Genomic DNA, 19,984 nt, shown 5'->3' with positions numbered 1-19,984 from the left:
GCAGGAGGTTTTAATTTTATATCTTTGATAGAACTTCATATTTAAAACGCATGAAAATTTTAATTATAGAAGACGAACCTGAACTGAAAAATATTGTCCAAAATTTTCTGGAAGCAGAACAATTTATTGTAGAATATGCCGAAGATTACAGTTCCGGACTGGAAAAAATCATTTCTTATGAATATGACTGCATTCTTTTAGATATCATGCTTCCCGACGGAAGCGGAATTAATTTACTGAAAGAAATAAAAGCCATGCACAAAAAAGATCCAGTGATTATTTTGTCGGCAAAAGATTCTGTGGATGATAAAGTTGCCGGTCTGGAGATTGGTGCAGATGATTATTTGGCTAAACCTTTCCATTTGGCTGAATTATTGGCGAGAATAAAATCTGTTATCAGAAGGAAAAAACAGGACGGAGAAAATACAATTTCTTATAAAAATATCAACATCGATCCGGAAAACAGAAAAGTTTTAATCAATAATAAAGAATTGGTTTTGAATCGTAAAGAATATGATTTGTTGTATTATTTTGTGATTCAGCCTGAAAAAACGTTGCAGAAAACTACTTTGGCGGAAGCAATTTGGGGAGATTATATCGATCAGGCGGACAGTCTGGATTTTATTTATTCTCAAATTAAAAATCTTAGAAAAAAATTAAAGAATTCCAATTCAGAAGCCGATTTTCAGGCGGTTTACGGAATTGGTTATAAATTGATTTAAATGAAAAGTTCGTTAAAATATTACACGATAAAATACCTTATTGTTGCCTTGCTGCTGATTATTGCGGTTTGGGCGGCTTTGTTTTATGCCTTTATTTTGGATGAAGTGTATGATAATGTGGATGACGGACTGAAAAACAGAAAAATACAGTTGATCAAGGCGGTTTATCAGGATGAAAAATTGCTTAATAATACTGATTTTGCTTTCAATGAATTTAAGATAGTTCCTGTTTCGGAAGCAGAATACAACAACAGAAATAAGTTTTACAACCGAACATATTACATGGAGTACGACGATGATGATGAACCGTATCGTGTGTTGGAAACAGGATTTAAAGACCAATTTGGCGGATACAGAAAATTAACGGTCAGGACATCGACGGTAGAAGAGGATGAACTGATTTATGACTTAAGTATTGCTTTGGTTGTGCTTTATTTTTTCTTGGTGGTAAGTATTCTTTTCGTCAACGGATTTTTGTTGAGCAAGGCGATGCGACCGTTTTATAAGATTTTAGATAAACTTAAAAAATACCAGTTTGGGGTTGCTACAACAGCAGTTCCGCAAGAGTATAAAATCAAGGAATTTGAAGAATTGAATGTTGAAATTGATGAAATGATCGAAAGAAACGAATTGGCTTTTCATCAACAGAAGCAATTTATAGAAAATGCTTCGCATGAGTTGCAGACCCCTTTGGCGATTGTCATTAATAAAATTGATTTAATGATTCAGAACGAAGATTTGGAAGAAAAAAGCATGAATTCTTTCGTGGAAGTAAAGAATGATTTGCGAAGAATGGTCGCCATTAATAAATCTTTGTTGATGCTTTCTAAAATTGAAAACAGTCAGTTCAATAAAATTCAGATCGTTAATTTCAATGACATGATCCATGATTTACTGAAAGAATATGAAGATTTTATTGAGTTCAAAAATATTAAAGTAAATGTCTTCGAAAAGGAAAATTTCGTCACAGATTTTAATCCGGATCTGGCGAATGTTTTACTATCAAATTTGTTGAAAAATGCGGTGAAATACAATCATCAAAACGGAAATATTAATATCATTATTGAAAAAGAAAGAATGATTTTCCAAAATTCAGGTTCTAAAACAGCTTTGGATTCATCGAAAATTTTCAGCCGTTTTTATAAGCAAAGCTCGGATCATACTTCTACAGGATTAGGACTTTCAATTATTATGTCGATCATCAAACAATATCCAAATTGGAATATTTCGTATGAATTTGGGGATGAAATGCATTATTTTATTCTTTCAAAAGACAATAAGTAATTATCTACTTTTTATTAAAATATATGGTGAAGAAGCTGGGTGGTCCCTGAAAATATATTGATATTTAGAATCTTCATATACATCTTTAATAAATCTGTCTTGATAATTGTTTTTTATTTGATGAAAGGTCTTTGTATCAATAAAATCTTTTAATTTAAGAACCTTGTTCTTGTGAGCAACATCGTTAAAAAAGCGTATTACTTTACCTGAATTTTTAGGATTTCTATTTTTAAGAATTATTGTGTGTTTTAAAAATAATTCATTTTTATATTTATAAATTAAATCATCCTTTACATTAAAATACTGATCTTCTTTTTTACAAGAAGACAAAATTAGAATAATTACTAAGCAAAAATTTTTCATTAAATAAAAATAGAAAACAAAAGCCCTTCAATCTGAAAGGCTTTCTTAATATTTTTAAAAATTTGAATTAAATTCCCAAACTTTCTCTCACTCTTTTAATCGTTTCCGTAGCAATCACTCTCGTTTTTGCCGCTCCTTCCTGAAGCTTAGCTTCCAGTTCCTCAAGATTGTTCATATAATAAGAAAATAATTCTCTTTCTTTTTCAAACCTTACTAAAATTAAATCCAAAAGCTCTTTTTTCGCATGACCATAACCGAAGTTTCCTGCTAAATATTTCGCTCTTAACTCTTCAGTTTGTTCAGGCGTTGCAATCAGTTGATAGATGGCAAATGTTTTATCATTTTCAGGATCTTTAGGCTCTTCCAATGTTTTAGAATCGGATTCGATGCTCATGACCTGCTTTTTCAGCTCTTTCTCAGGTAAGAAAATATTGATGATATTTCCTCTGGATTTAGACATTTTGTGTCCATCCACTCCGGGAACATATTTAGTGTCTTCCTGAAGCTCCGATTGTGGCAAAACAAAAACTTCACCCATCTGATTGTTGAATCTTGAAGCTACATCACGCGCAATTTCCAAGTGCTGAAGCTGATCTTTTCCTACAGGAACGATTTCAGCATCATACAATAAAATATCGGCAGCCATCAAGATCGGATAGGTAAATAACCCTGCATTTACATCCTGCAAACGGTCTGCTTTATCTTTAAAAGAATGCGCCAGCGTCAATCTCTGATAAGGAAAAAAACATGATAAATGCCAAGAAAGTTCACAGGTTTCAGGGATGTCGCTTTGTCTGTAAAAAAATGTTTTTTCGGTATCTAGCCCACAAGCAAGCCAAGCCGCAGCAATCTCGTAGGTGTTTTGTTTCAGTTCTTTCGCATCTTTGATTTGCGTAAGAGAATGCAGATTTGCAATAAATAAAAATGATTCGTTTCCTTCTTGCTTTGATAGCTCAATTGCAGGAATAATTGCACCCAAAAGGTTTCCCAAGTGTGGTGTTCCGGTGGCTTGAATGCCGGTAAGAATTCTTGACATTGTTTAAAATTTATATTTAAAAAAATTAATGAATTGCAAATTTAGTTAATTCTCCCACAGATTTCACGAATTTACACAGATGTTTACATGGTAATTTTTAATTACGGAAGAAATTTGATATCCGTGTATCAATAGGAGTAGATTTTAGTCCGCTTTTAAAATAAGCACACAGATTAGGCTTTAGCCCAAATTTTAAATTATTCTAAATGAAAAAAATCTGCATAATCTGCAAAATCAGCGAGTGAAAATCAAGGAATCAAAACCTTGTCTCCTCCAAATTTTGGCTTCACACCTAAAATCAAATCCAAATAAGCCTTTGCCTTAGCCAGATATTCTCTTATATTGGTTTTAAAACCTGCGTATTTATTAACATCGGGAGCATTGTAACCGAAAGCTTCCATTCCGTTCTGTTTGGCTAAAAATACTGCTCTTTCATTATGAAACTTTTGCGAAACAATGATCAATTTTTTCTGTCCAAAAATTTCTTTCGCTCGTACAACAGAATCCAACGTTCGGAATCCAGCAAAGTCAAGGAAGATTTTATCTTTAGGAATTCCGTATTGAATCAATGCGAGCTGCATGTCTTCCGGTTCGTTGTAATTTTTCTGACTGTTGTCGCCACTTACAATGATATACTGAACTTTTCCGCTTTTATATAAGTCTGCAGTTGCCTTAATTCTATTATAAAAATAAGCATTGGGCTGCCCGTTGCTTAGATTTTTACCCGTTCCAAGCAGTAGTGCGGTTTTCGTTGCTGGCAGATCTGCAATATCATAAAAGACTTTGGGATCGCTGTCTTTTTTAATGCTGTAGTTCGCCCAGGTAATAAAAATAATTCCTGCAACAAAAAGCAGCAGGAAAATTTTAAAAATGTTTTTAATTAATTTTTTCATCGGGTGTGTTATTCTTTAAAATTCCAGACCGTTTGGAAAAGCTTTTTTTCTGAAAATCAATAATAAAGCGGCACCTACTGTAATCGCAGAATCTGCCACATTGAAAATATATTTGAAAAATTCAATATGTCTTCCTCCGATTAAAGGCCAGCTTTCCGGAACGTTCCAGTCTACCAACGGAAAATGAAGCATATCCACTACACAGCCTTTCATGAATGTAGAATATCCCTGTCCAAAAGGAACAAATTTGGAGACTCCTCCATAGCCGATCCATCTTCCGGTACTTTCATCGAAGACTGTACCGCTGTCGAAAATCATTCCATAAAACATTCCGTCAATTAAATTTCCGATGGCTCCTGCAAAAATCATGGCCATTGGAATAAGCAGGTAATTAGATTCACCGCGTTTTAACCATTTTCTGAAAAGGTAAACCATTCCCCCAATCAGGAAAATTCTTACAATAACAAGAAAATATTTACCAATAATTCCTCCAAACTGAAAACCATAGGCCATCCCTGGATTCTCTACAAAAGTTTTGTTGAAAAAACCATTAATAACAGGAATGCTTTCATTGAGTTCGAAGTTTGTCTTTACATAAATTTTTGAAGCCTGATCTATCAATAAAATAAGCAAGGTTACAAATGCTATCTTCTTCATTACAATCCTTTTGGTTTAGTCGGTTTCCCTATTTTTTCGTTTTTTTGATCAACGATTTTCTTGATCGTCTTCTGGTTGTGGTGAGTGTTTTTGGTATGGAATTTTTCAAATTTGATATTCATTTCTTTCAGCACACTTTTCAGCGCGTTCAGTTCCATTGCATTTTTGGTGTGTACAATTATAGATTCCATTGCTTTAATTTAAATTTATTTTCTGGACAGCTCATCCAGTCTTTTTCTGTCTTTTGCCGACAGATCGTTTATTCCGTTTTTCCCCATCTTGCTGAGAAGATGATCGATTTCTTTTTCCCTGTCGCGTTTATCGGAATTAAATTGATCATCAATTGTATAATTTCGCTTTTCATTGGGAAAGAATCTGTTTTTGATCCATTCTCTATTGAAAAACGCCAATACTGCAATAATGATAATTCCTAAAATTAATATTTCGCTCATGGGCATATATTAAAAATTAGGTTTATAAAGTATTCCTTGAAATACGATATAAACCCAAATTTATTGTAACTAACCTAGTGGTTATTTTTGCATGTTTTTCGCTTCGATGCTCAATGTAGCATGAGGAACAGCCAAAAGTCTTTCTTTAGGAATTAATTTTCCTGTTACTCTGCAGATACCATACGTTTTATTTTCAATTCTTATTAAAGCATTTTTAAGGTCACGCACGAATTTTTCCTGTCTTCCGGCTAAAATAGAATTCTGCTCTTTGCTTAAAGTTTCAGCACCTTCTTCAAACGCCTTAAATGTCGGAGAGGTATCATCTGTCCCATTATTCTGGTCGTTGATGAAACTTTCTCTGATGAGTTTCAAATCGTTTTCTGCTTTCTCTATTTTTTCCTTGATTACTGCTTTAAACTCTTGTAAATCAGCATCACTGTATCTTACTCTTTCGTCTGACATGTTCTTTTCTCTTTTTTAATAAAATTATGAAATGGAATTTGAAAAACAATAACTATATGTTAATTTTTTTCAACATTTATCTTAAAATTAACCTCATCTATTTCGATTTCGTTAAAATTTGAAAGTGAAGATACAATTTCTATTTTATTTGACAAGACTTCAGACGAAATATATTCTTCATTTTTCTTAATATCATTTAAGAACGGAGAATTTTCTTCCAATGTGATGGATATTCTGTCTGTCAGGTCAAATTCTTTATCTTTTCGCAGATTCTGAACTCTGTTGATGAATTCTCTTGCGATACCTTCAGATTTTAATTCGTCTGTTAACGTCAAATCTAATGCCACAGTTGTTTTTCCATCAGAAGTTACGGTCCATCCAGGAATATCTTTTGTCGAAATTTCTACGTCATCCAATGTAATTTCGTATCCCTGAACGTCTAGTTTTCCTTCTTTTTCTAATGTTGAAATCTGTTCTGCATTAAAATTAGCGATCTCTCCACCAACCACTTTCATATCTTTTCCTAACTTAGGACCCAGCGCTTTGAAATTCGGTTTTATCTGTTTTACAATTAAATCAGATGCTTCTTCAGCATTGATTAATTGAATTTCTTTAACATTTACTTCTTGCTTAATCAATTCTGAAACCGCAGCAATTTGCTTCTCAGTTTTTGAATCTAGGACAGGAATTAATACCCTTTGAAGCGGCTGTCTTACTTTTAAGCTTTCTGCACGTCTGATGGATAATACTAAACTTGTAATAGTTTGTGCTAAATGTGTTTTTTCAACCAGATCAGTGTCAATTAAGCTTTCATCTGCAACTGGGAAATCTGTCAAGTGAATAGATTCCGCAGTTTCTTTTCCTGTTACTTTATTTAAATCCTGATACAATTGATCCATAAAGAACGGAGCAATTGGCGCAGATAATTTAGCAACCGTTTCCAGACAAGTATATAAAGTCTGGTAAGCTGAAATTTTATCATCCGAATAATCTCCTTTCCAGAAACGTCTTCTACACAATCTTACGTACCAGTTTGATAAGTTATCGTTCACAAAAGTGTTGATTGCTCTTGCCACTCTTGTCGGCTCGTAATCTTCGTAGAATGCTTTAACTTCTTGAATTAATAAATTTAATTCAGACAAGATCCATCTGTCGATTTCCGGTCTGTTTTCAACGTCTTTTTCAGAATAATTGAATCCGTCAACATTCGCATATAAGGCAAAGAATGAATACGTATTGTATAATGTTCCGAAGAATTTTCTTCTGATTTCATCAATTCCATCGATGTCGAACTTCAGGTTTTCCCACGGATTCGCATTCGAAACCATGTACCAACGCGTAGCATCTGGCCCGTAAACCGCTAAGGTTTCAAATGGATCAATTCCATTTCCTTTGGATTTCGACATTTTAATGCCGTTTTTATCCAAAACAAGTCCGTTACTCATTACATTTTTATAAGCAACAGAATCGAAAACCGCCGTTCCGATCGCGTGAAGAGTGTAGAACCAACCACGAGTCTGGTCAACTCCTTCCGCGATGAAATCTGCAGGGAAAGCTTTATTGTTGTCGATTAATTCTTTATTCTCAAAAGGATAATGCAATTGCGCATAAGGCATGGAACCAGAATCGAACCAAACGTCGATCAAGTCGCTCTCACGCTTCATCGCTTTTCCTGAATCCGAAACCAAAATTACTTGGTCAACAATATTTTTATGCAAATCAACCAAAGCATAATTTTCCTCAGACATATCTCCGATTACAAAATCTTTGAATGGATTTTCTGTCATGAATCCCGCTGCGATCGACTTTTCAATCTCGTTGTAAATTTCTTCAACGGAACCGATGATTTTTTCTTCCTTCAAATCGTCTGTTCTCCAGATCGGCAACGGAATTCCCCAATATCTTGAACGGGAAAGATTCCAGTCGTTTACGTTTTCCAACCAGTTCGCGAAACGTCCTTCTCCTGTTGCTTTTGGCTTCCAGTTGATTTCTTTGTTTAGATCTACCAATCTGTCTTTTACAGCGGTCATTTTCACAAACCAAGAATCCAACGGATAATATAGTAACGGCTCATCTGTTCTCCAGCTGTGCGGATAAGAGTGAACATATTTTTCCACTTTGAAAGCCTTGTTTTCTTTTCTTAATTTTAAAGCAATTCTTTCATCTACAGAAAGATAAGCCTTCAAATCTGCAATGATTGACTTTAAATTTTCTTTCTGAATATTTAATTCCGTATTTTTTTCGTCTTCGCTAAGGTATTCTCCTTTTACATATTCATTGGCGAAACCATAGATTTCATCATTTACAATAGATAAAAATCTTCCCTGTAAATCTACTAATGGAATTGGGTTTTCATTTTCATCTAACACCAACATCGGCGGAACTTCTGGTTGGGCTTCTTTAGCTACTTTCGCGTCATCAGCACCAAAAGTCGGAGCCGTGTGAACGATACCTGTTCCGTCTTCTGTCGTTACGAAATCTCCGGAAATTACTCTGAACGCATTTTCAGGGTTTTGGTAAGGAAGAGCATATTGTAATAATTGCTCGTATTTAATTCCAACTAAATCAGCTCCTTTGAATTCTGCCAAAATCTGATAAGGAATAACTTTCGTTTCAGAAGTGTAATTTGCAAAATCTTCGTCTGTTCCCTCCGTATATTTTTTAGCAAACTGTTTTCCAACCAAAGCTTTAGCCAAAACAACATTAATGGGTTCAAAAGTATATTGATTGAAAGTTTTCACTAAAACATAATCGATTTTCGGACCTACTGTTAAAGCTGTATTTGAAGGCAACGTCCAAGGAGTTGTCGTCCATGCCAAGAAATGTATGTCTCCAAAACCTTGTAAGAATGAAGGCAAAGTTTCCGGTAATGTCTTGAATTGCGCAACCACAGTTGTGTCAGAAACATCACGGTAAGCTCCCGGCTGGTTGACTTCGTGAGAAGAAAGTCCGGTTCCTGCTTTTGGAGAATAGGGTTGGATCGTGTAACCTTTGTACAATAATCCTTTATCGTACAATTGCTTCAACAGCCACCAAACCGTTTCCATGTATTTTGATTTGTACGTGATATACGGATCGTCAAGATCAACCCAGTAACCGATTTTTTCGGTAAGGTTGTTCCAAACGTCTGTATAACGCATTACTGCTTCACGACACGCTTTGTTGTAATCTTCAATAGAAATTTTTTTGCCAATATCTTCTTTAGTGATTCCTAATTCTTTTTCCACGCCAAGCTCTACCGGAAGTCCGTGTGTATCCCAACCCGCTTTACGGAAAACCTGCTTTCCGTTCTGGGTCTGATAACGACAGAAAATATCCTTCAACGCTCTGGCCATTACGTGGTGAATTCCGGGCATACCGTTTGCTGAAGGCGGACCTTCATAAAAAACAAACTCGGGTTGCCCCTCACGAATCTCAACACTCTTATTGAAAGTTTTGTTCTGTTTCCAGAATTCCGCTACATTCTCTGCTACGTCAATAAGGTTGAGGTTTTTGTATTCTTTAAATTGGCTCATTGTAATATATCAATATCGTTGATTAATTAAGTTGGCAAATTTACTAAAATTTGTCGGTTTATAATATATGTTTTATTTTGATATTTCCAATTAAAAAGTTCTGTTTCAGAAATATAAATATTGGTATTAATTTTTATGAATTGTTGAATACTTTTTTGATTTGAAGTTTTTAAATATTCTCTCACAGATTAAGCAGATTTGAACGCAAAGATTTTATTTAAAGATTTATTTCCTAAGTGAGCAAAGAATTAATCAACAAGTTGATTTGATGAAGCTGTGTTTTCCTGTAATTTTGAACACAAAGTCCACTAAATTTTTTACAATAAACCTTTTTAAGCTTCACAAAGCCGTTCTACTTATATAAATTCTCAAAGTTTGTAAATAAAGATCAACAATTTCATCTGAGAATCTGTGGGAAATAAAACAAAAATTTCGTAATTTTAAATAAAACGCAAAACAATTTGTATGAAAATCTTTTCCCGACTGATTATTTTTATTTGCCTAATCAATAGCATTATAATATTTGCCCAAAACTATCCACAAGGTTATTTCAGAAATCCTTTAAATATTCCCATCAACCTCGCAGCCAATTTCGGAGCCGTCCGCTCCAATCATTTTCACATGGGATTAGATATCCGAACTAACAGTCAGGAAAATTTGCCTGTCGTTGCCGCAGCAGATGGTTATGTAAGCCGTATAAAGGTCGAACGATACGGTTTTGGAAATGCAGTTTATGTTACTCATCCGAATGGTTATACAACAGTTTACGCTCATTTAAACAAATATTTCGATAAACTCGATGAATACGTAAAAGACCAACAGTATAAAGACGAAAAATGGGAACAGAATATTAGTTTTTCGCCTAACCAATTTCCTGTGACGAAAGGACAGCTCATTGCTTTAAGCGGAAATACAGGCGGTTCGGCGGGACCACATTTGCATTTTGAAATAAGAGATACAAAAACAGAAGAATGTATCAATCCTTTGCTTTTCGGATTTAATATTCTCGACGGAATTGCTCCGATTATAAGTGGATTGTATTGGTATGACCGTCGTTTCAGCACCTATGAACCCGGAGCCAATGGAATTGTTGTTAAAAAAACAGGAAGTGTTTATACTTCAAATGTAATTCAAGTGAATTCTCCTCAGATAAGTTTTGCGATAAAAGCGGTGGATAAAGCCAATCAGGGTTTTAATCTAGGAATTTACGACGTAGAATTATTGATGGATGGAAAACTCGTTTATAGTTTTAAAATTGACAGAATTCATTATAATGATACACGATATATCAATGGCTGCGTAGATTATACAAAATTTGTCCGCGATAAAATAAGCATTCAACATTTATCGAATTTGCCGGGAATGAAATTGCCGAATTATAGTTCCGGTTCGGACGGAATTATCAATCTTTCGGATAATGAAGTTCACAATATTGAAATTATTTTAAAAGATGTCAATGGAAATACAAGTCGATTGACAACAAAAGTTCAGTTGAGTAATTCATCAGAAAAAGTTTCATCAAACAATAGAACCGTTTCTCCAAACGAATCAAAAACAATGAAATCAGAAAATGCAGAAATCAGTTTAAGTAAAAACGCGGTTTACGATGTTGTTAACTTTAATATGTATGAAAAGCCAGATGCAGAAGCGGTTTCAAATTCGATTGTTTTAAATAACCCTTACATTCCGATTCATGATTTTTTTAGTTTAAAAATTAAAACTAACAGAAAATTAACCAGCGAAGAAAAAGATAAAACGGTTATCGAACTCAATTACGGAAGCGATAAGAATACCATCAAGGCAAAATGGAATGGCGATTGGGCAGAAGGACAATTCAACAGACTTGGAACAGCAAGATTATTATTGGATAATGGTTTGCCATCTGTTTCTCCAAGCTGGAAAGAGGGAACATTGATAACCTCAGGCCCATTACGATTAAAAGGAGCTGCAAAAATAGGCGATATAGAATCTTTTAGAGCAGAATTGGATGGAAAATGGCTTCGTTTTGCAAGAGTAAAAGATGATTTTGTGTATGTTTTTGATGAAAAATGCCCGAAAGGCTCGGGTTCTCATACGTTGAAAGTGATAACCACCAATACAGCTGGAAATGCAAATACACAGACTTTTACTTTTCAAAGATAAACTGTTTTGCCACGAATTCACGAATAAGTAAAATGTATTCATTTATAAAAATTCGTGGCAAAATAAATCAGCATAATCTGTAAAATCAGCAAGAATAAAAAATAAACCAATAAATTTGTCCTTTAAAATAAAAAAAACATTGGAATTCTATACATCAATCGAAAAATCAGAAAGTCAGGAAATAAAAAAGTTTCAGGAGCAAAAACTTCAGGAGCTTTTGGCTTATCTTGAAAATCATTCACCTTTTTATCAAAGATTATTCAAAGAAAATAATATCAATATTTCGGATATTCAGATGTTGGAAGATTTAAAGAAAATCCCGACAACAACGAAGAACGATATTCAGCAAAATAACGATGATTTCTTCTGTATCACGCCCGATAAAATTGTGGATTACAGCACCACTTCAGGAACTTTAGGGGATCCTGTAACTTTTGGATTATCAGACAATGATCTGGAAAGATTGGCTTACAACGAAGCAATTTCTTTCGCCTGTGCAGGAATACAGAAGGGCGATGTTGTACAGATGATTACAACGATTGACAAAAGATTCATGGCCGGACTTGCTTATTTTCTAGGATTAAGAAAAATGGGAGCAAGCGTTGTGAGGATGGGACCCGGAATTCCGGAGCTGCAATGGGATTCAATTTTTAGATATAAACCTAAATATTTGATTACCGTTCCGTCGTTTTTGTTAAAAATGATCGATTACGCTGAGAAACATGGGATTGATTATAAAAATTCCAGTGTTTATGGAGCGGTTTGCATTGGGGAAAGTATCAAAAATCAGGATTTTACAGACAATATTTTATCTCAAAAGATTAAAGAAAAGTGGGATATTAAATTATTTTCCACCTATGCTTCCACAGAAATGAGCACAGCTTTCACAGAATGCGAACAGCAAATCGGAGGACATCATCATCCTGAATTAATTATCACGGAAATTCTGGACGACGAAGGAAATCTGGTAAAAGAAGGAGAAAGTGGTGAGTTAACCATTACAACTTTAGGCGTTGAAGCAATTCCTTTATTAAGATTCAAAACAGGAGATATTGTAAAAGCACATTACGAACCTTGCCAGTGTGGAAGAAATACGATGAGGTTGGGTCCTGTGATCGGGCGAAAACAGCAGATGATAAAATACAAAGGAACAACTTTGTATCCACCTGCAATGAACGATATTTTAAATGATTTCAACAATATTTTGTGTTATCAGATCGTTATTCAGTCGAATGAAATTGGGTTGGATGAAATTATCATTAAACTCAGCACAGACAGTGATTCCGAAAATTTTGTGAATGAAGTGAGAGATCATTTTCGTGCAAAATTGAGGGTAAGTCCGAAAATTGAATTAATTGATTTTGATGTTTTGTCTAAAATCGTATTTAATCCAAATAGCAGAAAGCCGATTACGTTTACGGATTTAAGATAAATTGATTTTTAAAATTTAACAGAAAATAAAAATACAGCAGTTCATTTGAGCTGCTTTTTTACAATATATTTGCGAACTTATTTTAATTAATAAACTATGAAAAAATTATTTCTAATGCTTTTTATGGTAATTGCGACGACGGCGATTGCTCAAAACCAAATTAATTTTCAATCAGGAAACTTTGATTTTCTTAAAGATCAAACGGAAGTAAATGTTCAGTTGAAGTTTGATAATGCTACTTATCAGGAAAAGAACCTCACAGAAGTTCAGTATATCGAAAACAGAAAAGCAGATATCACGGCTAAGAAAAGTGAAAAAGTTTGGGAAAATTGGATTTATCAGTGGGACAGATTCAAATCGACAGAATATTTGGAGTATTTTTTTAAAGGAATAAATGCGAAATCGAAGAAAGTAACTTTTAGGAACGATGTGAAAGCGAAGTATACGTTAATTATTGATGCAAAATGGATTTACGCAGGCTGGTACGGTGGAATGATTGGTTCGCAGGAAGCAAAATTAACAGCAAACTTAACTTTTGTAGAAACAGATAATCCATCGAATGTTGTCATGAGATTGCAGGTTGATAAAATTCAGGGAAAGCAGATGAACAGAGATTTTAATTGGGAGTACGGAAGAATCGCTGCTGCGTATGAAGTGACAGGGAAAAAATTAGGAAAAGAAATTAAAAATGCTTTAAAATAAAACAAAAACGGTCTGACAATTCAGACCGTTTTTTATGCTTGTTGTTGTTTTTCTGTTTTAATAAACTCTGCAAGATTTTTTATCGCAGTATCGTGTATTCTCACAAAAGTATTTTTCTTGTTCCATACATAGCCTGCCAAAACTGCACAGATTTTTCTTTTCACATCAGGATTTTCCGGTTGGTGGAAAAATAATTCCTGAAGATTTCCGGTATACCATTCTTTTACGTAAGTGGTGAAAACATCAACACCATATAAAATATAATCTGCAAATTCGGTCTGCCAGTCTACTTTTTCGCCATTAAGCTGTCTTAAAGCCAATTTTGCTGCGGTCATTCCGCCCTCGGTTGCAAATGCCATTCCTGAAGAGAAAACCGGATCTAAGAATTCAGAGGCATTTCCTGTCAACGCAAATCCGTCTCCGTATAATTTTTTTACAGAGCAAGAATAATCTTTCAAATGTCTCGGTTCAAAAAGGAAGTCCACGTTTCCAAAACGCTTAACATAATAATCAGAGAGAGAAATAGCTTTTCTCAAAGCTTCAGCAGTATCTCCGTTTTCAGAAAGCTTATCAATATATTCGGTCGGGCCGACAATTCCTACACTCGTATTTCCGTTTGAAAAAGGAATAACCCAAAGCCAGACTTCAGTTTCAATAATATCAAAAGAAATCAAAGTTCCTTCCGTTCCTTCTTCTCTGTTGATATCTTCTACATGAGAGAAAATCGCAGAATGAGGCGATAATTTTGAAGGTTTTTCCAAATCTAAAAGTCTTGGTAAAACTCTTCCGTAACCACTGGAATCAATGACGAATTTGGCATGAATTTCTTTCGTTTCGCCGTCTTTATTTTTTACCGTCGTAACAGAATCTGTTCCATTAAATTCAATGCCGATTACTTCGGTTTCAAATTCAAGATCAATACCTTTATTAATGACTTCTTGGGCTAAAACATTATCAAAATCAGCTCTTGGAACCTGCCAAGTCCAATCCCATCCATCACCGAATTTATTGCTGAAATCAAAAATACAGACTTCGTTGCCTCTTAAAAAACGTGCTCCCAATTTCTTTTCAAAGCCCATTTTATCAAGCGCGGGAAAGAGTCCGGCTTCATCAAAATGATCCATTACACGCGGAATAAGACTTTCGCCTACAACCAATCTTGGAAATTTTGTTTTTTCAACAACTTTTACGTTGACGTTGTTCTTCTTTAAGTATGAAGAAGATACGCAACCGGACGGTCCGGCACCGATTACAAGAACGTCAACAAATTCTTTACTCATCTTTGATTTTTTATTTTAATAATAACTTCTATCTTTGCCGCAAAATTAATGACAATTAATTAATAATTACAATATTATCTATTTATTACTTTTAATTAATGAAAATAAATAACTTTTTAGAACTGAACGACTTTAAAAAAATCATCATTAATAATGAAAAAATAGAACTGGATGAATCACTTCTTGCCAGAGTGGATGAAAGTTTTAAGTTTTTGAAAGATTTTTCCAAAAATAAAGTAATATATGGTGTGAATACAGGTTTTGGACCCATGGCACAGTTCAAGATCAGCGATGAAGATACCCATCAATTACAATATAACTTAATCAGAAGTCACTCTTCTGGTATTGGAAATCCGCTTCCTGCCGATGAGGTAAAAGCTTGCATGTTAGCAAGAATGAATACATTGTCATTAGGGAAATCAGGAGTTCACCAGTCAGTTGTTAATTTACTTAAAGAGTTAATAAACAGAGATATTACACCGTTGATTTTTGAACACGGTGGAGTTGGAGCGAGTGGAGATTTGGTACAATTGGCGCACTTGGCTTTGGTTTTAATAGGTGAAGGTGAGGTTTTCTATAAAGGTGAAAGAAAATCAACGAAAGAAGTTTTCGAAATTGAAGGTTTAGAACCTATTCAGGTTGAAATCCGTGAAGGCCTTGCCTTAATGAACGGAACTTCTGTCATGTCGGGAATTGGTGTTGTCAATGCTCATAAAGCGAATCAATTGACAGATATTTCCATTAAATTATCTTGTGCTATCAACGAAATTGTTCAGGCTTACGATGACCATTTGTCAGAAGTTTTGAACGGAACAAAACTTCACGCTGGACAGCAGAAAATTGCAGCAAAGATGCGTGCTCATTTATCTGACAGCAAATTGATCAGAAAAAGAGCCGACCATTTATATACTCACTTTGAAGAGCAGGAGAAGGTTTTCAAAGAAAAAGTTCAGGAATATTATTCTTTAAGATGTGTTCCTCAGATTTTGGGACCTGTTTTAGATACTTTGGAATACACTGAAAAAGTGTTGGAAAACGAGATCAATTCAGCAAATGACAATCCGATCATTAACGTTGAGGATCAGCACGTTTACCATGGCGGAAATTTCCATGGAGATTATATTTCTCTGGAAATGGACAAACTGAAAATTGTTGTCACAAAACTGACGATGTTAGCTGAAAGACAATTAAATTATCTTTTGAATGCTAAGATCAACGAAATCTTGCCTCCTTTTGTGAATTTAGGTAAATTAGGTTTCAATTTCGGGATGCAGGGCGTTCAGTTTACAGCGACTTCTACAACGGCGGAAAGCCAGATGCTATCGAATCCGATGTATGTACACAGTATTCCGAATAATAATGACAATCAGGATATTGTGAGCATGGGTACCAATGCTGCCGTAATTTGCAGAAAAGTAATCGAAAATGCTTTCGAGGTACTGGCAATTGAAGCGATCACCATCGTTCAGGCAATTGAATATCTTGAATTTAAAGATAAAGTTTCAACGTCAACAAAAGAATTGTACAATGAAATAAGAAAGATCATTCCTGCGTTCTCCAATGATATGGTAATGTATCCATATCTGGAGGAAGTAAAAAAATATTTAAAGGCAATGTAATTTTTTATTAAAATTAATTGTCATAATAAAAGGGATAGAAAGAATTATACTTGAAAACTAAAACTAACATAAGCAACACATGAAATGTGCAATCGTCACAGGCGGCTCAAGGGGAATTGGAAGAGCAATCTGTATAAAACTGGCTGAAGAGAAAAATTATCATATTTTAATCAACTATACTTCAAACGAAGCTGCAGCAAAAGAAACTTTAGCTAAAGTGGAAGAATTGGGTGCTACCGGAGAAATCCTGAAATTTGATGTCGGAAATGCAGAAGAAACCCAAAAAGTTTTAACAGAATGGCAGGAAAACAACCCAAAATCTATCGTTGAGGTGATCGTCAACAATGCCGGAATCACAAGAGACGGATTATTTATGTGGATGCCAAGTGAAGACTGGAACGCTGTGATTAATACCAGTTTAAATGGTTTTTTTAACGTGACGAATTTCTTTATTCAAAAATTGTTGCGTAACAAATACGGCAGAGTTATCAACATGGTTTCGGTTTCAGGAGTAAAAGGAACGGCTGGACAAACCAATTATTCTGCAGCAAAAGGCGCTGTTGTTGGAGCTACAAAAGCCTTGGCTCAGGAAGTTGCAAAAAGAAATATTACTGTAAATGCAGTCGCACCGGGATTCATTAAAACAGACATGACGCAAGAGTTCAATGAAGATGAACTAAAAGCAATGATTCCTGCAAACCGATTCGGTGAGGCGGAAGAAGTGGCAGATTTAGTTGCGTTTTTAGCGTCTAAAAAATCATCGTACATTACAGGTGAAGTGATTAATATTAACGGAGGAATCTATTCATAAAATCAGGTAGCAGATATAAGATAGCAGGTATTAGCTGCAACCTAAAATCTGCGACCTAAAACCTCAAACACTACATGGAAAATAGGGTTGTCATTACCGGAATGGGAATTTATTCCTGCATCGGAACTTCTTTGGAGGAAGTGAAAGAATCTTTATTTCAGGGAAAATCCGGAATTGTTTTAGTGGATGAAAGAAAAGAATTTGGTTTCAGATCGGGATTAACGGGCGTTGTTCCGAAACCTGATTTAAAAAATCTTTTGAACCGCAGACAGCGCGTAAGTATGGGCGAAGAAAGCGAATACGCTTACATCGCAACTTTAGACGCTTTAAAACAGGCCAATATCGACCAAGACTTCTTAGACAATAACGAAGTCGGAATTTTATACGGAAACGACAGTGTTTCTCAGGCAGTTGTGGAATCTATCGACATTGCAAGAGAAAAAAAAGATACTACTTTAATGGGTTCGGGAGCAATCTTTAAGTCGATGAACTCTACGGTGACGATGAATCTTTCTACGATTTTTAAACTAAGAGGAATTAATTTAACTATCAGTGCAGCCTGTGCAAGTGGTTCCCATTCTTTGGGACTGGCTTATATGATGATTAAAAACGGTTTCCAGGACATGATTGTTTGTGGTGGAGCGCAGGAAACCAACAAATATTCCATGGCGAGCTTTGACGGATTGGGTGTTTTTTCTGTAAGAGAAAATGAACCTGCAAAAGCATCAAGGCCTTTTGATAAAGACAGAGACGGCTTAATTCCCAGCGGTGGAGCGGCTTCTTTAATTGTTGAAAGTTTAGAATCGGCACAGAAAAGAGGTGCTAGTATCATCGCTGAAATCGTTGGATACGGTTTTTCTTCAAACGGAGGGCATATTTCTACACCAAATGTCGACGGGCCAGCTTTGGCAATGGACCGAGCTTTGAAACAATCTGGTTTAACGGCGAAAGATATCGATTATATTAATGCTCATGCGACATCTACACCGCTTGGTGATGCGAATGAAGCTAAAGCAATCTACGAAATTTTCGGAGGTGAAGTTCCGGTAAGCTCCACAAAATCCATGACAGGCCACGAATGTTGGATGGCGGGCGCAAGTGAAGTTATTTACTCTATTTTGATGATGCAAAACGATTTCGTTGCACCGAATATCAATCTGGAAAACCCTGACGATGAGGCGAAAAGGATAAATGTGGTAGCGGAAACAAAAAGTCAAAAAATTGACGTATTTTTGTCGAATTCTTTTGGATTTGGAGGAACAAATTCGGCATTAATTGTTAAAAAATTTAATTAAAAACATGGAAAGGGAAAAAATTGTTGCGATCGTCAACGACTTTTTAATAAATGAATTCGAAGTAGACGGCGATGAGATCAGCAATGAAGCCAACTTAAAAACGACACTGGGCTTAGACAGCTTAGATTATATTGATATGGTTGTGGTGATCGAATCTAATTTTGGTGTGAAATTAGGGGAAGCAGACTTCAAAAAGATGGTCACGTTTGATGACTTCTATTCGACTATCGAAAACAAAATCGCTGAAAAAAATGCATAACTATCGACTTAAATTTACTCTAAATTAAATATAACAATATACCAATTTAACAGTTTACCAATGTTTTAAGTCTAATAATTGTTATACTGTTAAATTGATACATTGCTAAATTAATACTATGAACAAGTGGAAAGGTAAATCTAAAGGGACGATACTGGGCTACAGGATTTTCGTTTGGTGCATTAGAAATATCGGGATCCGAAGTTCATATTTTGTGCTTTATTTTGTTGCTTTTTATTATTTTCTATTCGAGAAAAAGAGCAATAGATATTATACCTATTATTTCCGGAAAAGACTGAATTACAGTTATTGGAAAACAAAAATCTCTTTATTCAAAAGTTACTTCACCTTCGGAACGGTTTTGATTGATAAAACGGCGATTTCCGCTGGATTACGAAAAAAATATACTTACGAATTCGACGGTATTGAAAATCTCAGAAACCTTTTAGCCGAAAAAAAAGGAGGCGTTTTAATTAGCGCTCACATAGGAAATTTCGAAATTGCCGAACATTTCTTTGCCGATATTGATTTTGACTGTCAGATTAATTTAGTAACAACGGATCAGGAAGTTACAGTGATTAAAGAATATCTTGAGAGTGTTTCCGTCAAAGCAAGCAGCATCAAATTCATTTACGTAAAAGAAGATATGTCGCACATTTTTGAGATTAATGAAGCCTTATCAAAGAATGAATTGATTTGTTTTACAGGCGACCGTTATTTTGAAGGTTCCAAATTCTTGGAAGGCGATTTACTCGGAAAATCAGCGAAATTTCCGGCTGGACCTTTTCTCATTGCTTCGCGATTGGGAGTCCCGGTTGTGTATGTATATGTGATGAAAGAAAAAAATCTTCATTATCATTTATACGCGAGAGTAGCTCAGAACGTTAAAAAGCGCGATGCACAGGGGCTTTTGAATTCTTATACTCAAAATTTGGAATCAATGATTAAAAAATATCCTCTTCAATGGTTCAATTATTTCGATTTTTGGGACGATATTGATTAAATTCCCTACTTTTACTCCGGAAAAAACTAATATTTAAACTCAAACACTAAGGTTCAG

General features: G+C 34.9%; 19 protein-coding genes. 10 read left to right on the top strand and 9 right to left on the bottom strand.

Annotation, left to right across the window (positions count from 1 at the left end; all coding sequences use genetic code 11):
* The first annotated feature begins 50 nt into the window (after positions 1-50).
* Complete coding sequence (locus BUA89_RS12525; RefSeq protein WP_072958213.1) at positions 51-722, top strand: response regulator transcription factor; 672 nt, start codon at positions 51-53, stop codon at positions 720-722.
* Positions 723-2,006, top strand: a complete 1,284-nt coding sequence (locus BUA89_RS12520) for a sensor histidine kinase (protein WP_072958210.1) — start codon at positions 723-725, stop codon at positions 2,004-2,006.
* Here the strand turns inward: BUA89_RS12520 and BUA89_RS12515 are convergent, their stop codons facing one another.
* The 8 genes from BUA89_RS12515 to ileS form a co-directional block, all read right to left on the bottom strand.
* Complete coding sequence (locus BUA89_RS12515) at positions 2,007-2,369, bottom strand: hypothetical protein (protein WP_072958207.1); 363 nt, start codon at positions 2,367-2,369, stop codon at positions 2,007-2,009.
* Between the two features lie 67 nt (positions 2,370-2,436).
* Positions 2,437-3,405, bottom strand: coding sequence for a tryptophan--tRNA ligase (gene trpS / locus BUA89_RS12510; RefSeq protein WP_072958204.1), 969 nt, complete (start codon positions 3,403-3,405; stop codon positions 2,437-2,439).
* A gap of 248 nt (positions 3,406-3,653) precedes the next feature.
* Complete coding sequence (locus BUA89_RS12505; protein WP_072958202.1) at positions 3,654-4,298, bottom strand: SanA/YdcF family protein; 645 nt, start codon at positions 4,296-4,298, stop codon at positions 3,654-3,656.
* Positions 4,299-4,313: 15 nt separating this feature from the next.
* Complete coding sequence (locus tag BUA89_RS12500; protein ID WP_072958200.1) at positions 4,314-4,955, bottom strand: lipoprotein signal peptidase; 642 nt, start codon at positions 4,953-4,955, stop codon at positions 4,314-4,316.
* A complete protein-coding gene (locus BUA89_RS12495; RefSeq protein ID WP_072958197.1) occupies positions 4,955-5,146 on the bottom strand; it encodes a DUF2683 family protein in 192 nt (63 codons plus the stop codon). The genes BUA89_RS12500 and BUA89_RS12495 overlap by 1 nt, the downstream gene beginning before the upstream one ends.
* Before the next feature lie 15 nt (positions 5,147-5,161).
* Entirely contained in the window at positions 5,162-5,407 is a 246-nt protein-coding gene (locus BUA89_RS12490) for a DUF6576 domain-containing protein (RefSeq protein ID WP_072958605.1), read from the bottom strand.
* Between the two features lie 81 nt (positions 5,408-5,488).
* The gene (locus BUA89_RS12485; RefSeq protein WP_039369928.1) at positions 5,489-5,869 is read right to left on the bottom strand and encodes a TraR/DksA family transcriptional regulator; all 381 of its coding nucleotides are present in this window, start codon (positions 5,867-5,869) and stop codon (positions 5,489-5,491) included.
* Positions 5,870-5,928: 59 nt separating this feature from the next.
* The gene (gene ileS, locus BUA89_RS12480) at positions 5,929-9,384 is read right to left on the bottom strand and encodes an isoleucine--tRNA ligase (protein WP_072958195.1); all 3,456 of its coding nucleotides are present in this window, start codon (positions 9,382-9,384) and stop codon (positions 5,929-5,931) included.
* Between the two features lie 465 nt (positions 9,385-9,849).
* Here ileS and BUA89_RS12475 point away from each other — a divergent pair, with 465 nt between their 5' ends.
* The 3 genes from BUA89_RS12475 to BUA89_RS12465 all read left to right on the top strand — a co-directional run bounded on the left by BUA89_RS12475 (position 9,850) and on the right by BUA89_RS12465 (position 13,660).
* A complete protein-coding gene (locus BUA89_RS12475) occupies positions 9,850-11,526 on the top strand; it encodes a M23 family metallopeptidase (RefSeq protein WP_072958192.1) in 1,677 nt (558 codons plus the stop codon).
* A 139-nt stretch (positions 11,527-11,665) separates the two neighbouring features.
* Entirely contained in the window at positions 11,666-12,958 is a 1,293-nt protein-coding gene (locus BUA89_RS12470; RefSeq protein ID WP_072958188.1) for a flexirubin biosynthesis putative acyl-CoA ligase FlxY, read from the top strand.
* Positions 12,959-13,054: 96 nt separating this feature from the next.
* Positions 13,055-13,660, top strand: coding sequence for a hypothetical protein (locus BUA89_RS12465; protein ID WP_072958185.1), 606 nt, complete (start codon positions 13,055-13,057; stop codon positions 13,658-13,660).
* 32 nt (positions 13,661-13,692) lie between these two features.
* Here BUA89_RS12465 and BUA89_RS12460 read toward each other — a convergent pair whose 3' ends face one another.
* Complete coding sequence (locus BUA89_RS12460; protein ID WP_072958182.1) at positions 13,693-14,940, bottom strand: NAD(P)/FAD-dependent oxidoreductase; 1,248 nt, start codon at positions 14,938-14,940, stop codon at positions 13,693-13,695.
* A 98-nt stretch (positions 14,941-15,038) separates the two neighbouring features.
* Here BUA89_RS12460 and BUA89_RS12455 point away from each other — a divergent pair, with 98 nt between their 5' ends.
* The 5 genes from BUA89_RS12455 (at position 15,039) to BUA89_RS12435 (ending at position 19,927) form a co-directional block, all read left to right on the top strand.
* Entirely contained in the window at positions 15,039-16,559 is a 1,521-nt protein-coding gene (locus BUA89_RS12455; protein WP_072958179.1) for a flexirubin biosynthesis tyrosine ammonia-lyase FlxA, read from the top strand.
* Positions 16,560-16,638: 79 nt separating this feature from the next.
* Entirely contained in the window at positions 16,639-17,370 is a 732-nt protein-coding gene (fabG, locus tag BUA89_RS12450) for a flexirubin biosynthesis SDR family reductase FlxB (protein WP_072958176.1), read from the top strand.
* Positions 17,371-17,444: 74 nt separating this feature from the next.
* On the top strand, positions 17,445-18,665 hold the full coding sequence (locus BUA89_RS12445; protein WP_072958173.1) for a beta-ketoacyl-[acyl-carrier-protein] synthase family protein: 1,221 nt from the start codon (positions 17,445-17,447) through the stop codon (positions 18,663-18,665).
* A 4-nt stretch (positions 18,666-18,669) separates the two neighbouring features.
* Positions 18,670-18,924 (top strand): acyl carrier protein, encoded by a 255-nt coding sequence (locus BUA89_RS12440; protein WP_072958602.1) that lies wholly within the window; start codon positions 18,670-18,672, stop codon positions 18,922-18,924.
* Between the two features lie 118 nt (positions 18,925-19,042).
* Complete coding sequence (locus tag BUA89_RS12435) at positions 19,043-19,927, top strand: LpxL/LpxP family acyltransferase (protein ID WP_072958170.1); 885 nt, start codon at positions 19,043-19,045, stop codon at positions 19,925-19,927.
* Positions 19,928-19,984 lie beyond the last annotated feature (57 nt).

The organism is Chryseobacterium arachidis (assembly GCF_900129245.1).
Classification (GTDB): Bacteria; Bacteroidota; Bacteroidia; order Flavobacteriales; family Weeksellaceae; genus Chryseobacterium; species Chryseobacterium arachidis.
This window is presented reverse-complemented; position numbering and strand designations above follow the sequence as displayed.

Excerpts from the sequence above, each read along its gene's own strand:
- BUA89_RS12475 (WP_072958192.1), top strand. The coding sequence starts at position 9,850 with ATGAAAATCTTTTCCCGACTGATTATTTTTATTTGCCTAATCAATAGC.
- trpS (WP_072958204.1), bottom strand. The coding sequence starts at position 3,405 with ATGTCAAGAATTCTTACCGGCATTCAAGCCACCGGAACACCACACTTG.
- BUA89_RS12455 (WP_072958179.1), top strand. The coding sequence starts at position 15,039 with ATGAAAATAAATAACTTTTTAGAACTGAACGACTTTAAAAAAATCATC.
- BUA89_RS12495 (WP_072958197.1), bottom strand. The coding sequence starts at position 5,146 with ATGGAATCTATAATTGTACACACCAAAAATGCAATGGAACTGAACGCG.
- fabG (WP_072958176.1), top strand. The coding sequence starts at position 16,639 with ATGAAATGTGCAATCGTCACAGGCGGCTCAAGGGGAATTGGAAGAGCA.
- BUA89_RS12520 (WP_072958210.1), top strand. The coding sequence starts at position 723 with ATGAAAAGTTCGTTAAAATATTACACGATAAAATACCTTATTGTTGCC.
- BUA89_RS12445 (WP_072958173.1), top strand. The coding sequence starts at position 17,445 with ATGGAAAATAGGGTTGTCATTACCGGAATGGGAATTTATTCCTGCATC.
- BUA89_RS12465 (WP_072958185.1), top strand. The coding sequence starts at position 13,055 with ATGAAAAAATTATTTCTAATGCTTTTTATGGTAATTGCGACGACGGCG.
- BUA89_RS12515 (WP_072958207.1), bottom strand. The coding sequence starts at position 2,369 with ATGAAAAATTTTTGCTTAGTAATTATTCTAATTTTGTCTTCTTGTAAA.
- BUA89_RS12460 (WP_072958182.1), bottom strand. The coding sequence starts at position 14,940 with ATGAGTAAAGAATTTGTTGACGTTCTTGTAATCGGTGCCGGACCGTCC.
- BUA89_RS12500 (WP_072958200.1), bottom strand. The coding sequence starts at position 4,955 with ATGAAGAAGATAGCATTTGTAACCTTGCTTATTTTATTGATAGATCAG.
- ileS (WP_072958195.1), bottom strand. The coding sequence starts at position 9,384 with ATGAGCCAATTTAAAGAATACAAAAACCTCAACCTTATTGACGTAGCA.
- BUA89_RS12435 (WP_072958170.1), top strand. The coding sequence starts at position 19,043 with ATGAACAAGTGGAAAGGTAAATCTAAAGGGACGATACTGGGCTACAGG.
- BUA89_RS12440 (WP_072958602.1), top strand. The coding sequence starts at position 18,670 with ATGGAAAGGGAAAAAATTGTTGCGATCGTCAACGACTTTTTAATAAAT.
- BUA89_RS12490 (WP_072958605.1), bottom strand. The coding sequence starts at position 5,407 with ATGAGCGAAATATTAATTTTAGGAATTATCATTATTGCAGTATTGGCG.
- BUA89_RS12525 (WP_072958213.1), top strand. The coding sequence starts at position 51 with ATGAAAATTTTAATTATAGAAGACGAACCTGAACTGAAAAATATTGTC.
- BUA89_RS12485 (WP_039369928.1), bottom strand. The coding sequence starts at position 5,869 with ATGTCAGACGAAAGAGTAAGATACAGTGATGCTGATTTACAAGAGTTT.
- BUA89_RS12505 (WP_072958202.1), bottom strand. The coding sequence starts at position 4,298 with ATGAAAAAATTAATTAAAAACATTTTTAAAATTTTCCTGCTGCTTTTT.